The 14,432-nt window shown below is 60.6% G+C and carries 12 protein-coding genes and 1 pseudogene; 10 read left to right on the top strand and 3 right to left on the bottom strand.

Features of this window, described 5'->3' with window-relative positions; translation table 11 throughout:
• Positions 1 to 31: 31 nt before the first annotated feature.
• Together AB8808_RS00845 and AB8808_RS00840 are read right to left on the bottom strand one after the other, a co-directional pair.
• The gene (locus AB8808_RS00845; RefSeq protein ID WP_506193281.1) at positions 32 to 196 is read right to left on the bottom strand and encodes a hypothetical protein; all 165 of its coding nucleotides are present in this window, start codon (positions 194 to 196) and stop codon (positions 32 to 34) included.
• 73 nt (positions 197 to 269) lie between these two features.
• A complete protein-coding gene (locus AB8808_RS00840) occupies positions 270 to 962 on the bottom strand; it encodes an NUDIX hydrolase (RefSeq protein WP_369925929.1) in 693 nt (230 codons plus the stop codon).
• A gap of 135 nt (positions 963 to 1,097) precedes the next feature.
• Between AB8808_RS00840 and AB8808_RS00835 the strand changes: the two genes are divergently transcribed.
• From AB8808_RS00835 to ybiA, 5 genes are all read left to right on the top strand, one after another.
• A complete protein-coding gene (locus AB8808_RS00835) occupies positions 1,098 to 2,153 on the top strand; it encodes a hypothetical protein (protein WP_369925926.1) in 1,056 nt (351 codons plus the stop codon).
• Between the two features lies 1 nt (position 2,154).
• Complete coding sequence (locus tag AB8808_RS00830; RefSeq protein ID WP_369925924.1) at positions 2,155 to 3,078, top strand: hypothetical protein; 924 nt, start codon at positions 2,155 to 2,157, stop codon at positions 3,076 to 3,078.
• A 15-nt stretch (positions 3,079 to 3,093) separates the two neighbouring features.
• Positions 3,094 to 4,440: an adenylosuccinate synthetase gene (locus AB8808_RS00825; protein WP_369925922.1), complete on the top strand. Its 1,347-nt coding sequence runs from the start codon at positions 3,094 to 3,096 to the stop codon at positions 4,438 to 4,440.
• A gap of 66 nt (positions 4,441 to 4,506) precedes the next feature.
• On the top strand, positions 4,507 to 5,169 hold the full coding sequence (locus AB8808_RS00820; protein ID WP_369931307.1) for a DUF4291 domain-containing protein: 663 nt from the start codon (positions 4,507 to 4,509) through the stop codon (positions 5,167 to 5,169).
• A gap of 31 nt (positions 5,170 to 5,200) precedes the next feature.
• Positions 5,201 to 5,767 (top strand): riboflavin biosynthesis intermediates N-glycosidase, encoded by a 567-nt coding sequence (gene ybiA, locus AB8808_RS00815; RefSeq protein ID WP_369925920.1) that lies wholly within the window; start codon positions 5,201 to 5,203, stop codon positions 5,765 to 5,767.
• 241 nt (positions 5,768 to 6,008) lie between these two features.
• Here ybiA and AB8808_RS00810 read toward each other — a convergent pair.
• Positions 6,009 to 7,005, bottom strand: a pseudogene (locus AB8808_RS00810) (aldo/keto reductase).
• 152 nt (positions 7,006 to 7,157) lie between these two features.
• Between AB8808_RS00810 and AB8808_RS00805 the strand changes: the two are divergent.
• From AB8808_RS00805 to AB8808_RS00785, 5 genes are all read left to right on the top strand, one after another.
• A complete protein-coding gene (locus AB8808_RS00805) occupies positions 7,158 to 8,087 on the top strand; it encodes an AraC family transcriptional regulator (RefSeq protein WP_369925918.1) in 930 nt (309 codons plus the stop codon).
• A gap of 416 nt (positions 8,088 to 8,503) precedes the next feature.
• The gene (locus tag AB8808_RS00800; RefSeq protein ID WP_369925916.1) at positions 8,504 to 9,607 is read left to right on the top strand and encodes a type I restriction endonuclease; all 1,104 of its coding nucleotides are present in this window, start codon (positions 8,504 to 8,506) and stop codon (positions 9,605 to 9,607) included.
• 81 nt (positions 9,608 to 9,688) lie between these two features.
• The gene (locus AB8808_RS00795; protein WP_369925914.1) at positions 9,689 to 10,348 is read left to right on the top strand and encodes a hypothetical protein; all 660 of its coding nucleotides are present in this window, start codon (positions 9,689 to 9,691) and stop codon (positions 10,346 to 10,348) included.
• A 168-nt stretch (positions 10,349 to 10,516) separates the two neighbouring features.
• A complete protein-coding gene (locus AB8808_RS00790) occupies positions 10,517 to 12,160 on the top strand; it encodes a multicopper oxidase family protein (RefSeq protein ID WP_369925912.1) in 1,644 nt (547 codons plus the stop codon).
• 205 nt (positions 12,161 to 12,365) lie between these two features.
• Complete coding sequence (locus AB8808_RS00785; protein ID WP_369925910.1) at positions 12,366 to 14,402, top strand: alkaline phosphatase family protein; 2,037 nt, start codon at positions 12,366 to 12,368, stop codon at positions 14,400 to 14,402.
• The last annotated feature ends 30 nt before the right edge of the window (positions 14,403 to 14,432 follow it).

The raw sequence follows: 14,432 nt of genomic DNA, 5'->3' as shown, positions 1-14,432 counted from the left end.
CCGGAGACCTCGGTTTATGTCTGGAGTAAGTTTACGGGGGGTCGACACTCCCGCTCGCCTCGTAGCCCGTGAGGAGCATTTCTTTGAGATGCGGTTCACCGGCGGCCGCGACCAAGGTTGGCATCCAGTCTTCGGCTGACATCGTTTCATTGATGATCACGCCCGGCTCGATGACACCAGGCCAACGCGCGAGCATCGGCACCCGGAAACCGCCCTCGTAGACCCGACGTCCCCCCGGTTTTGAGTAGTGGGACGGTTTGCGTTGGACCTCAAGACTCACGGGAGTACAACAACACTCGCCCAAAGTCCTGGAGCGCCGGTCGCGACAACTTGTAGAGCTGGGCGGGCCGCCCCTTGCCGGCGCGTGTTCGCTCGCCACGCGCCTTGATGATCATCCCCTGCTCGGCCACTTTGCGACGAAAGGTCGACTGATCCAGCTGTTGATCGAGTGCCGCCTCGTAAACCGCAATGAGCTCGGGTAGGGTGAACGTGTCCGGGAGAAGGAACGCTGGTAACGATGAATAGGAAGCCTTGCTGCGTACACGATCAAGCGCGGTGGCCACAATGGATCGGTGATCAAACGGAAGGTCTGGACAGGGACGTACGGGTACCCAGCGCGTTCGCGCTGAATCGAGGCCCACGACTTTGTGCTCGGGAAGCAGCGCCAAATAGGCCACGGAAAGAGACCAGCCGCGCAGGTCGCGCGTGGCGTTACCTATCGTACATAACTGCTCGAGGTACGCCACCTCGCCGCCGGTCTTGGTCCGGAATACCCGACGCACCGTATCGTCCAGCGACCGATCGGTATCGATGTGCACGAAGCCGCCGGGCAGCGTCCAGGTACCAGGCGCCACCTCAGCATCTGCCGCACGCTGCGCCAATAGGAGTTGCAGGCTGCCGTCCTTCAGCGTCAGTACGACCACGTCGGTGGTCACGATGGGGGTGGGAAAGTCGTTGGTCACGACCCAGTCCTCTCATATTTCTTTTTATATACAAATATATGGGAAACTTTACCAATAAAAACAATGGCCTTTGCGCATATATTTGCCTATTTGATAGATAGTTGCAAATAACAAGTAATTGGTAAGATACCACCCATGGACCTCCTCACCGCCACTGCCACTGATCTGCTCTCCGCACCCGATGCTCTTTGGGAGACCGCCTTGGTTGGCGGCGCTTCCGACAGACTGCTGACACTTCGGCGTCTGGCAGGCCGATGGCATCCTGATCACTGCACCGACCCGGCCGCCGACGAGGTCTTCGCCCGGATCCAGGCCGAACGCCGGCGTGTGGCCGGCGCCGCGCGAACAGTCGCTGGTGGTCGCCGCGCCACCGAAGCAAGGCCCGTTTTTGAGAGCACGATGGAGGACAACGGCAAACGTTGGACCATGCCGTACGTGGCCACCTATGGCGACGAACTCGGCACCGTCTATATCGGCCGTCGAACGCTACTGGAGGTCATGCCATTGGATCTGGCCGATCTCGCCGATCGCTCTGTCGCGCAGACGGCACGTTGGACCTTTGCATCCTCGGCAATGGAGCAGCAGATGCTCCCCTGTTTGCCGGACGTGGCAACGCTGCATCGCACCGCCGATTCCATCCTTGTGGTGCGCCCACGAAATCCGGACCTGGTTCGTTTGGCTGACGTGATGGCTCACGTCGGCGTTGTGCCCATCGAGCACGTGGCGTGGATCGGTTCGGGGCTCTGGAATCTTGCCTGCTATCTTGAATTTGCTGGGCGAGCACACCCCGTTATCGATGCCACCACGATATGGATTGACGTGGCCAAGCATCGCGTGGTGCTCCTGGGGGCATGGGGATGTGCGGGTGCCATAGGCGAGCGTTGGGTGGCGCTTCCATCACGATCGTTGGCCGATGTCACGCCTGCGTGGCGGGCTGATCCTGTGCAGCGCAGCGCACTTGGCCATATTCAGATCCGCCGCCTTCTTCGCGAACTGTTGGGTGACGTGACAGGCATGGGTCCTCCGCCAGCGCACACCCCCATATCACTCATCACTTTCGCCCGTAACCCGGCCGCCGGCGCGGCGGCTGAGCAATACCGTTCCTGGCAACAAGTCGTGCAAGCCACGTTTGGCAAGCCGCGGTTCGTGGCCTGGAATCTTCCGACCAACCTTATCTATCCGGAGAACTGACATGGGAAGTGCACGTTGGAGTTCCAGCGACTGGGACCACTACTCGGCGAGGACCAGCACAAAGTCGCGTGACGCCATCTTCGAATCGCGCGGGATGCGCCCAGAGTACGACCCGAAAGACATCAAGGTCCGTGAATCGCTCGACTCGGACGCCAACCCACAGTCGACGCCAATCATCGTGGCACTCGACGTCACGGGATCGATGGGCAAGATCCCGGAGGCCCTCATCAAGGGTAGTCTTGGCACGTTCATCGAAGAGGTCTACAACCGCAAACCCGTCACTGATCCGCACCTGATGTTTATGGGCGTAGGCGATGCCTTCTTCGACGCAGCGCCATTGCAGGTTACACAGTTCGAGGCGGACCTTCGGATTGCCGAGCAATTGGCGTCGGTATGGCTTGAGGGCCGTGGCGGAGGAAACGACAGCGAGTCGTATCACCTGCCGTGGTACTTCGCCGGCCTGCGCACCAAGATCGACTCGATGCCCAAGCGCGGCAAGAAGGGCTATCTCTTCACTGTAGGCGATGAAAAGGTGCCGCCGGCGCTCACGCCTGATCAGGCGATGCGTGTGTTTGGTGACGCCGTCGAGCGGGATTACACCGCCGCCGATCTGCTGGCGCTGGCGGAACGCTCGTATCACGTGTTCCACATCATCGTCGAAGAGGGCAATGCCTGCCGTAATCCAGTCATGCGCGAACAGGTGTTTGCCACCTGGAGCGACTTGATGGGGCAGCGTGTTATTCCGCTGTCGGATTTCACCAAGTTATCGGAGGTGCTGGTGTCCACGATCCAGGCCAACGAGGGCGCACACGTCGCTGATGTGGCGGCGAGCTGGTCGGGAGCGACCGCGCTGGTCGTGAAGCGCGCTCTGTCCAACTTGCCGGCGGTGGCCGTAGGCTCGGCGCCGAAGCTGACGCGATTCTGAGCGCGGGGATAGGTCATGGTGATGCGCATGCAGGCGGTCATCGGCGCTGGCTACGGTGACGAGGGCAAGGGCCGCACGGTCGATGCACTCGTTGCCGCGGCGCAGGGAGATGGATTGCGTCCGTGGGTTGTCCGCTACAACAGCGGCGCCCAAGCAGGTCATACGGTAGTGACACCGGACGGCCATCGGCATGTGTTTCACCAGGTGGGTAGCGGCGCGTTCCTGGGCGCCCCCACATATCTCGGTCCCGAAGTCGTTTTGAATCCGTGGTTGCTGGATGGGGAGCTTGATGCACTGGCGGCGTGCGGCGTGAATGTGCCGAGATTGATCGCGGATCCGAGCGCCCCGGTATCGGTGCCTTGGGATGCCATGATCAATCAGGCGCTGGAGCATGCGCGCGGTGCAGGTCGCCACGGCAGTTGTGGCGTGGGCTTTGGGGAGACCGTGGGGCGGTCAGAATATCCACCCTTTGCATTGCGCGGCATCGACCTGACTGACGATGCGCGCATACGCGCCAAGCTGGCAGCGATTCGTCACGAGTATCTGCCGCGCCGATTGGAAGTGATTGGTCTGCCCCCGGATGCGCTGGATGCATGGGTGGACAACTCTGCGCTGATTGATCGATTCGTAGCCGACGCGCTGTCGCTGGGCGCACGCCTGGAATGGTGTGCGCCTGCCATTTTGGCTGATCAGGAAGCGCTGGTGTTCGAGGGTGCGCAAGGGCTGCGATTGGATCAAGACCTCGGAGACTTTCCGTTCGTCACCCGCTCCCACACCGGACTGCCGGGTATTGCACGCTTGGCGCATGATGCGGGATTGAGCGGGCTGTGTCCGCTCGACGTGCATTACGTGACACGCGCTTACGGGACACGTCACGGTGCAGGTCCGTTGCCTGAGGAACTTTCTGTCGCGCCTGCACCGGGATTTAGCGACCCCACCAATGTTCCCAATCCCTATCAAGGCACCTTGCGCTTCGCTCTCCTCGACCCAGACGCGCTGCGCAGCGACATCGAGCGCGATCTTGAACGTGTTTCTCATGCCCCTCATCGACAGGTAGGAACGCGACCACTTGCGGGTGATCCTCGCGACGTCGAAATACTGGACGCGCGTCCGCTACTCGAAGTCACCTGCCTGGATCAGATGGGACCACACGCCCTGTGGCGCAACGGCACCCGCTGGCTGACCGCCGACCTGGCGTCGGCTACGGCCGAGGCGATAGGCATCCCCTTGGCTGCGGAGGCGTGGGGACCTGCTCGCACGGATCGAACCGAATCAGCGCTCGACGAAGAGCACAAAAGAATGATTCCGGCCATCGGCGAATGCCGCGAAGAGGCGGTGCTTGACTCGTGTTACGTGGTCTAGGAAAAACAACAAACAAACAGGGTCTAAAGAGGTGTTTCTTCGTTCCGGATAAAACGTAAGGTGATTATGGAAGAGCATTTGGATGCCAGCGTTGCGGGCTCAGCGAAGGTAGAAAACTACTTCGCACAGCTGGAGCGGTGGCCTGCGACCGGCCATCACATAATGGCGCACTTCGATGCCGATTCCATCGTCGTGTACCAAGCGTATAAGCCATCGATCGCAGCATTTGCCGTGAAGCACCAGCGCTTTGGCGGCGGTTTCAGCACCGATCGTATGAGTTGGATCAAGCCCAACTTTCTTTGGATGATGTATCGGTCGGGCTGGGCCCAGAAAGCCGATCAGGAGCGCATCCTCGCCGCGCGCTTGTCGCGGCGCCTGTTCGATGATCTGCTGCACTCGGCGGTGCCCTCTTCATACGATCAGAGCCGGTTCGCAACGCACGATGCATGGAAAGAAGCCGTCCGATCATCCCATGTGCGGTTGCAGTGGGATCCCGATCATGACCCGAACGGACGGCCGCTGGAGCGCCGTGCGGTGCAATTGGGGCTGCGTGGTGCGGCCTTGGCCAGGTACGTCGAAGAGGCATTGTCCATTACAGATATCACGGACTTTGTTGCCATGCAGCGCGCACATCTGGACGGCGATCTCGGGTTGCTGGTCATGCCGCATGAACAGGTATACCGTCCAAGCGAAGCAGCCGCTACCGTAGCGGGCATCGACCCTCTTTGATCGCGCCGACTCCAACCGGGACTCTCTGCAAATGTCCATCGAATCGTTCGACCTTGGCTGGCTATTGAACGCGACTCGCGTTGGCGTCCAGCCGAAGTACGTCTTCTTCTGGGGGCATACAGCGACAAGCCCGGGTGTCGTCGGGAAGGAATGCTTCTCGCAATGGTATCCGGCGAGTTTCTCCGTCGGTGGCCGGGAGTTCTCAACTGCGGAGCACTTCATGATGGCCAGCAAGGCAATGCTTTTCGATGATCAGCAGATATACGAGCGAATTCTCGTTGCTCGTACTCCGGGAGAAGCTAAACATCTAGGCCGCGAAGTACGACATTTTGTAGAGCGGCTCTGGAAGGAGGCTTGCTTCGATATTGTTGTTCAGGGTAATCGGGCGAAGTTCGATCAGAACCCGGCGCTGCGTGACGTCCTGCTAAGCACACGCAACCGCGTGTTGGTTGAAGCGAGTCCCGTGGATCGGCTTTGGGGCATCGGCCTGAGCAGCGATGATCCGCGCGCCTCAGATCCCGAGTTGTGGGAAGGGCCAAACCTTCTGGGGTTCGCGCTTATGGAGGTCCGCCGGATGTTGAACCAGGGCGGTCCCTGACATGTCGGCTTTCGACTGCGGCTTCAGGCGGTCTGCTCAACCGAATTGAGCGTATTGGTCCTGGCAAGGGCTAGGCGACCGGAACCGGCTGCGGAGTCTGAGCGGGAACGAAGAGGGGGCTCCTCCGGATTCAACAAATTGACGAGCCTGAGTAAAGACAGAACGCTCGGGCGATCGATGAGTGGTCAAACTATGCGAGACGGACGTGGCCAAACTATGTGAGATCGCGCAGCTGCGACGCTTACTCCGGAGCTTCGCCCAGCGTCCAGCTCTTACCCTCCCAAGGATGACCCTCAGGGACGCGCGACTTGGCATTGTAGGACTGGATCCATCCGGGGTAGCACGCCGGCAGGGCACTCGCGGCATCCAACTGCGCCAGATCATCCGCCGACAAGGCCAGATCGAAAGCCCCCAGGTTGGATTGCAGCTGGTCGGGGCGCTTGACGCCGATGATGACGCTAGTCACCGCCTTGCGCGAAAGCAGCCATGCCAGCGCGGCCTGCGCCGGTGTTGCCGTGTGACGATCGGAGACCACGCGCAACGCGTCGATGACGTCGTAGGCCATTTCCTCGTCCACTGGCGGGAACGCGATGCGTGCACGGCGCGCCGTCGCGTCGCTCGTGCCGGAACGGTCGAACTTGCCGGACAAGAGACCGCCGGCCAGCGGGCTCCAGCAGAGCAAGCCGAGCCCCTGGTCCTGGGCGAGCGGGAGCAGTTCTCGCTCAACATCGCGCCCGGCCAGTGAGTAATACGCCTGGATCGAAACAAAGGGCTCGAGGTTGAGCCGCGCCGCGAGACCCAGCGCTTTCATCAGCTGCCAGGCCGCAAAGTTCGAGCAACCTACATGGCGCACCTTGCCCGATCGCACCATGTCATCCAGGGTCCGAAGCGCGACCTCTGCCGGCGTCAACGGGTCAAAGTTATGGAGCTGATAGAGGTCGATATAGTCCGTCTTCAACTGTTTCAGGCTGCCGTCCAGCGCGGCCATCATGTGATGGCGTGACTGGCCCAGGTCGTTGACACCCGGACCCGTTCTGGCGCTCGCCTTCGTGGCCACCACCAGCTCCGGCCAGGATCTCACCCAGGACCTCTTCGGAGCCCCCCATGCCATAGACATCGGCCGTGTCCAGCATATTGATGCCAGCTTCCATGGCCGCGCCGAGAATGCGATCGGCCTCACGGGCATCCAAGCGGCCAATGGCATTGCCGGCAGCGGTGTCCGCGCCACCGAAAGTCATGGTGCCCAGACAAAAGCGCGATACAAAGAGTCCAGTGGCGCCCAAGGTGGCGTAGTGCATGGCGAGACATCCGTTGAGGGGGGATGTCATGGTGGCGCGGCAATAGCCGGACGGTCTATCCTTCGTCGTCGCCATTTCATAAGCGATCGTCCATGACCGACCCCCTGTCAGGCTTTTTTCGTGCCGTCACCATCCAGAGCGTCGTTTCCGCCCAAGTGACGGTGCGTGGCGATTGGGGCGCTCGCTATCCAGCCTACCGACACTTGAAGTTCGGCAGCCTTCTGGCAGGCGAACGCTGGATCGGTGTGGAGGGAGAAAGCCCCATACGAATGCACGCGGGCGATTTTTACCTTCTGACCGACGGGCGTCCTTACTACGTCGCTTCGGCGCCGGGTACGCCATTGGTCGATGGTGCGGTTGCCTTCGCAATGGGAGGCGACCCCTCCGGCGCCTTGGAGGTCGGCTCGGGCGCGATATCGAGCATGGCGATCGGCGGACGGTTCACCTTTTCGGATGACGATATGGCCGGGCAGCTTCGCTTCCTTCCCGCACTGATTCACATTCGAGCAAGCGAGGACACCCAAGGGCGCCTGGCGAACCTCCTGGCGATACTCAAGGAGGAAACGCAACATGCAGCCCCGGGCGCGAGGTTCGCGTTGGCAAACGTTGCCAACCTGATCCTGGTGCGCATCCTTCGTATCTACGCGGCACGCGTCGATATCGGGCCTAGTTGGCTTTGCGGCTGCCTTGACCCGGCGATTTCGGCAGTCCTGTCGGTCATGCACCAAAAGCCGCAGATGCGCTGGACCGTGCAGACACTCGCTAACCACGTCGGCCTCTCGAGATCGGCCCTGGCAGAGCGGTTTCAGCAAAAGGTGGGCCAGGCGCCCATCGCCTACTTGACGCAATGGCGCATGCTGCTGGCTCGCGTGGCCCTACGCCAAGGCCAGCCCATCGCGACCTTGGCAAGCGAGATTGGCTTTGGCTCGGCCGCAGCATTCGGCCTGGCGTTCAAGCGCGAAACCGGCCTCAGCCCGGGGCGCTATCGGCACCATGCGACAAGCCCCAACCATCCCGTATAGGTAGGCGCACTTCGCACGGCCGCCACGCTCAGAGACCAGGCGCAATGGGCGCCAACATGTGTCGACTGGGCAACGTAAGCGCATCCCGCAATTTCGAGAAGTTGGCTGGCACTAGCTGTTAGCGGTCAAACTATGCGAGACGGGTGTGGCCAAACTATGTGAGATCGCGCAATGGCGAGAAACCGGGCAGTGCCGGAACGAGTCGTCCCGGCCCCAGCACATATCCGGCAACTTGACGTCACATCCTGTCCCCGGACCACCATGCGCAGCGACGATGCTGCAATCCGCATACGCAAAGTAAGCGGTCAAAATACCTGCAATCGGTGTCTCACGCTTAAGTGCGTTGCAAATCCATCAGTCCCTGACCAGAATCCGACGCGTTCGCGACGGACTCAACCAAATCACAGGGGAAAAAAATGGATTTCATCGATCAGGTGAGGGCTCTTGCGTCCCGCGTGGCCCAGGCGAAGGATCTTCTACAGACAGAAGAAGCCACCAAGAATGCAATGGTGATGCCCTTCATTCAACTGCTCGGTTTCAACGTATTCGATCCGACCGAAGTCACGCCGGAACTCGTTGCTGACGTAGGCACCAAGAAGGGCGAAAAAGTCGACTACGCCATCCTGAAAGATGGCGTCCCGATCATGCTGTTCGAATGCAAGAAAAGCGGTGCCGACCTGCACATCAATCACGCAAGTCAGCTGTTTCGGTATTTCCACGTTACCGAATCGCGTTTTGGCGTGTTGACCAACGGTATCGTGTATCGCTTCTTCACCGATCTCGAGCGATCGAACAAGATGGATGAGCGGCCCTTTTTCGAGTTCAACATTCTCGAATTCCGCGATCAGGATGTCGATGAACTACGAAAGTTCGCCAAGTCGAGTTTCGATGTAGAAAACATCCTAAACACGGCCAACCAACTCAAGTACACCCGATCTATCCAGAATACGCTTCGCGACTGGATGACTCACCCCCCGGAAGAGTTCGTAAAGCTGGCGTCAGCCGAGTTTCTTGCAGGCAAGCAGTTCAGGGGTGCGATCAAGGAACTGTTTACCCAGGTCACAAAGCAGGCATTCCAGCAATTGGTCGGCGATAAGATCAACGAGCGCCTCAAGGGTGCGATGACGCCCGACCCCATGCTGTCGCCGCTTCCGGTAGTCGCCGACGTGGATGCCGAGGATGAAGAAGACGGGTATGAGACGACCGAAAGCGAGCTGGAAGCATTCCAGATCGTGCGCGCCATACTTCGCCCGGTTGTGAAACCGGGACGCATCTTCATGCGGGATGCAGCCAGTTACTGCGCGATTCTATTCGACGACAACAATCGCAAACCGGTTTGCCGCCTACGCTTCAACAATGAAAATCGACTCGTCGTTGGTCTTTTTAATGACCGGAAGGAAGAGGAGCGATTCCCCATTGAAAGCCTTGACCAGCTATTCGACATGGACGAGCGCCTGAAGGCTACGGTGCTAGGCTATCTGGGTGCTGACGGAAGCAAGCCTGTCGCTGCGACCGCCTGAGTCGCTTCATAGCCGCGGTCAGTTCCGCCTGCAACAAAACGACCGGTAGGCACCGAGACCCTACACCGGGATGTTGACCTGATGGATAGCAAGGCAGTCAGCCGGGAAATAAAGCAGAGGATCTGGGCCAGCCTCAAGACCATAGGCTTCGACACGTTCACATCGCGCACGGCTTGGCGGCATGGCGCCGACACCATCGACGTCTTCAACTTGCAATCGTTTAGCAAGTACGACGCCGATGTGCTCGGTATCACCACATTCTCGTTCAGGGTCAACCTTGGCAGGTACCTGGCATACATACCTCCGCAGTGGCCTCCGAAGATCAAGGCCGGCAAGCAGGTGCCAGAGGAACACCAGTGTCACTTTCGAGGAAGGCTCCTTCCTTCGTTAGCTATCCTTGGCAGCAACGACACCGTTTGGGCGATCGACGAAGCCGGTCGAAACCTGCCCTGGTGCATCCAGGACATCGTGAATCAGCTGCCCAAGGCCATGGAATGGTACGCATCCATGAATAATCCGGCAGACGTACTACGCATCCTTCTCTACGAAAAAGGCGATACGCCCGAGCGGCACGGTTTTGGTCGAAACCCTTCACCGATCCGGTCGTATGCCGCGGGCTACGTTGCCCTGGCCCTTGGCGACCGGGTCACCGCGACGAGGCTGCTTCAGGAAGCCGTCGACTCGAAGCGCTTCGTACACCTTTTCTCGAGCGTCGAAGGCGCTATGTATCGCGCACTTTGAACGCTCCATGGTTATCGTGTCGCCCACGTCGGTAGTTGGGCGCAAACACGCGGCAGGATCGGCGCAAACCGCAACATCTTGCGCATGATCAATAAGCTGGACTGAAACATCCTTGTCATTACGGCGACCTACGGTGGCTTGCTCGACAAGCCATCAACGATGACCCCCATGGACAACTCCCGACGCCGTTTCCTGGGCGTCGCCGGCGGATTCGCCGGTGCATGCGTTCTCGTCGACACGTTTCGCGTGGCCCAGGCAATGGATATGCCGATGACCATGCCGATGAAGCAACGCATGGCCATGCCCTCCCTGGCCGCGCCGAACGTGCCGCTGGTCAACCCGGTGACCATGGCAAGGTTCGTCGATGCCCTGCCCGTGCCACCGATCGCCGTGCCCACGGGCAAGCGTGCCCACCCCGCGTTCGGCGGCCGGCAGCTACCGTTCTATCGCATGCCGATGCGCGCCTTCAGTGCCAAGGTGCACCGGGATCTGCCGCCGACACCGCAATGGGGTTACGCGGGGTGTACGCCGGGCCCCACGATCATGACGCGCCGTGGCGAGCCGGTGCTGGTGGAATGGGCCAACGAGCTTCCCACCCGGCATTTCCTGCCCATCGATCACAACATTCATGGCGCGGAGAAATCGAAACCCGACGTTCGCACCGTCACCCATGTGCACGGTGCGCGCGTATCCGCGCCGAATGACGGTTGGCCGGAAGACTGGTACGTGCCGGGTAAATCGTCGACCGCCCTCTGCCCGGGCGACCAGGACGCCACCACCTTGTGGTACCACGATCACGCCATGGGCATCACGCGACTGAACATCTACGCGGGCCTGTTCGGCAGCTTCCATGTGCACGACGACGAAGAGCAGGCCCTGGGGCTGCCTTCGGGCGAATTCGACATTCCGCTGATGCTTTACGACCGCCTGCTCGCCAGGAGCGGCAAGCTCTACTACCCGGTGTCGGATGACGCCGACGCGCCCTGGGTGCCCGAATGCCGCGGCGACGCGGTGTTGTGCAACGGCAAGCTGTATCCGTATCTCGAGGTGGAGCCGCGCCGTTACCGCCTGCGGCTGATCAACGTGGCCAATACCAGCTTCTTCAACCTGTCTCTGTCACATGGCAAACCGTTCCAGCAGATCGGCAGCGACCAGGGCCTGCTGGCAGCGCCCACCGATCGCCTGCGCATCGAACTCTACCCGGCCGAACGGGCCGAGGTGATCGTCGACTTCAGTGCGTACGCCGGCCAGTCGGTGCAGCTACGCCATCAGGCCGATGGCATCGTGGAGTTCCGCGTTCGCGCCAAGGGTCGCCGCGATACCTCGGTGGTACCGGCCGCGTTGCGGCCAGTGCAGCGCATCGATCCATCCACGGCGGTGCAGGACCGCGTGCTTGCCCTGGGCGAGCAGGACGATTCCGGCGGCAATCCGATGACGATGCTGCTTGATGGAAAGATGTGGAGCGATCCCATCAGCGAAAAACCAAAGAAAGGCACGGTGGAAACATGGACGTTCGTCAACGTGACCGGCGACGCGCACCCTATCCACCTGCACCTTGTGCGCTTCCAGGTGCTGGAGCGCCGTCCGTTCGACCTCTTCGCGTGGAACGCCCGCAAGGAACTGAAGTTCACCGGGCCGTCGATGCCACCCGCAGCGCATGAAGCGGGCTGGAAAGACACCGTACGCTGTGACCCAGGCATGGTCACCCGCATCATCACGCGCTTCGACGGCGAGCCAGGCAAGTACGTCTGGCACTGCCATTACCTCGAGCACGAAGACAACGAAATGATGCGCCCCTACGAACTGGTCTGAAGCCCTTCGCTTTTTGTTACGACCGCAACGATTGTTCGCAATATCTTGCATTGACACGCGAATGTCATCACGGACTCACGCATTGTCGCGTGTGTGCCAACGATTGGTCACATGCGGGGTAGATGCTCAGTCTGGTCGATAGGCCACACACACAACCTTATCGACACGCATCAGGGGGAAGACTTCAGGTAGGGAGAGATTCAAAATGCTTACACGGTTGCACCGCACACGGCTTTTGCCGCTGTTGATGGGGGCGCTTTCCGCCGGCCTCGCCGGCGTCGTCAGCGCGCAGGACACCACGCCGCCCGACCACGATGCGCCGTTCCGCCAGAATGTGCCCGTGGCTCCCTTCAACAACCCGGGCGGTCTTCCCGGCGGCATCGTCTTGATGCACAAGCCTCACCATGGCCAGGACAACAGCGACAATACGGTTACCCCGATCAAGCACGTGATCCTGCTGATCGGTGAAAACCGCACGTTCGACCACGTCTATGGCACCTACACGGCGCCCAAGGGGCAGTCGGTGGACAACCTGCTGTCCAAAGGCATCGTCAATGCCGACGGCACGCCGGGTCCGAACGTGGACCTTGCCACACAGTACATGGCTTCGAGCACCGGCAAGTTCGACATGTCGCCCAAGAAGGCCGGCAAGTACAAGACCCTTCCGCAGATGAACACCGGTGGCGCACCCACCGCGGCACCCTTCGCTTCCGCGACGCAGGCACAGGCCATCGAGCCGGCCCTGCCCGATGACGCTTACGACATGCTCGCTGCCGGTGGCACGGGCCTGCCCAACCGCGTGGTCGATACCCGCTTCCCGGCCAAGCTCGCCAACGCGCCGGTCGACATGCATGCGTCGATCGGCTACGACGCCTACGCCAACAGCCCCGTGCACCGCTTCTTCCAGATGTGGCAGCAGCTCGATTGCGACACCAAGGCCTCCACCGCCGCCAACCCGAGCGGCTGTCGCCACGACCTGTTCCCCTGGGTCGAAACGACCATCGGTGCGGGCACCAACGGCAAGCCGCTACCGTCAAACTTCAACGACCAGAGCACCGGTGAAGGCGCCACTGCCATGCAGTTCCTGAACATGGCTCAGGGCGATGCACCGTACTTCAAGAAGCTGGCCCAGAAGTATGCGCTGAGCGATAACTTCCACCAGTCGGTGATGGGCGGCACGGGTGCCAACCACATCATGCTGGGTTACGGCACCTTGATCTACTACGCCGACGCCAACGGCGATCCGGCCACCCCGCCAAAAAACCAGATCGAGAACCCGGACTCGCAGTTCGGTACCAACAACTGGTGGATGCAGGACGGTTACAGCGGTGGTTCGTACGTCAATTGCTCCGACGAAAGCCAGCCGGGCGTGAAGCAGATCAAAAACTACCTGCGCTCGCTGCCGTACCTGACGTTCAAGGGCACGGACTGCAAGCCCAAGGCCTACTACCTGGTGAACAACTACAACCCGGGCTACCTGGGTGACGGCACGCCGGCTCCGCTGGGCTCCGACCAGTTCACCATCCCGCCCACCACGCAGGAGAACCTGGCGCTGCTGCTGGAGAAGCACAAGGTTTCGTGGAAGTACTACGGTGAAGGCTTCGGTGGCGGCAAGGAAGATGGAGAAGGCGGCACCTTCTGCAACATCTGCGATCCGTTCCTGTACTCCACCCAGGTCATGACCAACCCGGAACTGCGCGCCAAGAACCAAGACCTCAACGACCTGTACAACGACATCCAGAACGACACGCTGCCGGCGGTTTCCATCGCCAAGCCTGACGGCATCCTGGATGGCCATCCGGCCTCGTCGAAGCTGGACCTGTTCGAAGGCTACGTACGCAAGATCGTCGAAATGGCCGAAGCCAACCCGAAGGTGTGGGACGACACCGTGATCATGGTGACCTTCGATGAAGGCGGCGGCTACTACGACTCCGGCTACATCCAGCCGGTCGACTTCTTCGGCGACGGCACGCGTATCCCGCTGCTGGTGGTGTCGAAGTACTCCCTCGGCGGCAAGGTCGTGCACACGTATTACGACCATGTCTCGTTCGACAAATTCGTCGAGGCCAACTGGAACCTGAAGGACCAGATCTCCAACCGTAGCCGCGACAACCTGCCCAACCCCGTGTCGTTCAAGGAGAACCCGTATGTACCGGTGAACGCACCGGCCATCGGCAACCTCATGGACATGTTCAACTTCACCCGGAAGGATGTCCACGACACCGCCGCGATCGCTGACTGATCGCGCAGGGTTCGTTCGATACCGACCCTG

Source organism: Xanthomonas sp. NCPPB 2632, assembly GCF_041228075.2.
Lineage (GTDB): Bacteria > Pseudomonadota > Gammaproteobacteria > Xanthomonadales > Rhodanobacteraceae > Luteibacter.
Note: the sequence above shows the minus strand (reverse complement) of the source record. Positions and strands in the feature narration are given on the sequence as shown.

Bases quoted from the DNA above. Each gene is read 5' to 3' on its own strand.
- AB8808_RS00845 (WP_506193281.1), bottom strand. From the start codon at position 196: ATGCTCGCGCGTTGGCCTGGTGTCATCGAGCCGGGCGTGATCATCAAT.
- AB8808_RS00835 (WP_369925926.1), top strand. From the start codon at position 1,098: ATGGACCTCCTCACCGCCACTGCCACTGATCTGCTCTCCGCACCCGAT.
- AB8808_RS00830 (WP_369925924.1), top strand. From the start codon at position 2,155: ATGGGAAGTGCACGTTGGAGTTCCAGCGACTGGGACCACTACTCGGCG.
- AB8808_RS00825 (WP_369925922.1), top strand. From the start codon at position 3,094: ATGGTGATGCGCATGCAGGCGGTCATCGGCGCTGGCTACGGTGACGAG.
- AB8808_RS00820 (WP_369931307.1), top strand. From the start codon at position 4,507: ATGGAAGAGCATTTGGATGCCAGCGTTGCGGGCTCAGCGAAGGTAGAA.
- ybiA (WP_369925920.1), top strand. From the start codon at position 5,201: ATGTCCATCGAATCGTTCGACCTTGGCTGGCTATTGAACGCGACTCGC.
- AB8808_RS00805 (WP_369925918.1), top strand. From the start codon at position 7,158: ATGACCGACCCCCTGTCAGGCTTTTTTCGTGCCGTCACCATCCAGAGC.
- AB8808_RS00800 (WP_369925916.1), top strand. From the start codon at position 8,504: ATGGATTTCATCGATCAGGTGAGGGCTCTTGCGTCCCGCGTGGCCCAG.
- AB8808_RS00795 (WP_369925914.1), top strand. From the start codon at position 9,689: ATGGATAGCAAGGCAGTCAGCCGGGAAATAAAGCAGAGGATCTGGGCC.
- AB8808_RS00790 (WP_369925912.1), top strand. From the start codon at position 10,517: ATGGACAACTCCCGACGCCGTTTCCTGGGCGTCGCCGGCGGATTCGCC.
- AB8808_RS00785 (WP_369925910.1), top strand. From the start codon at position 12,366: ATGCTTACACGGTTGCACCGCACACGGCTTTTGCCGCTGTTGATGGGG.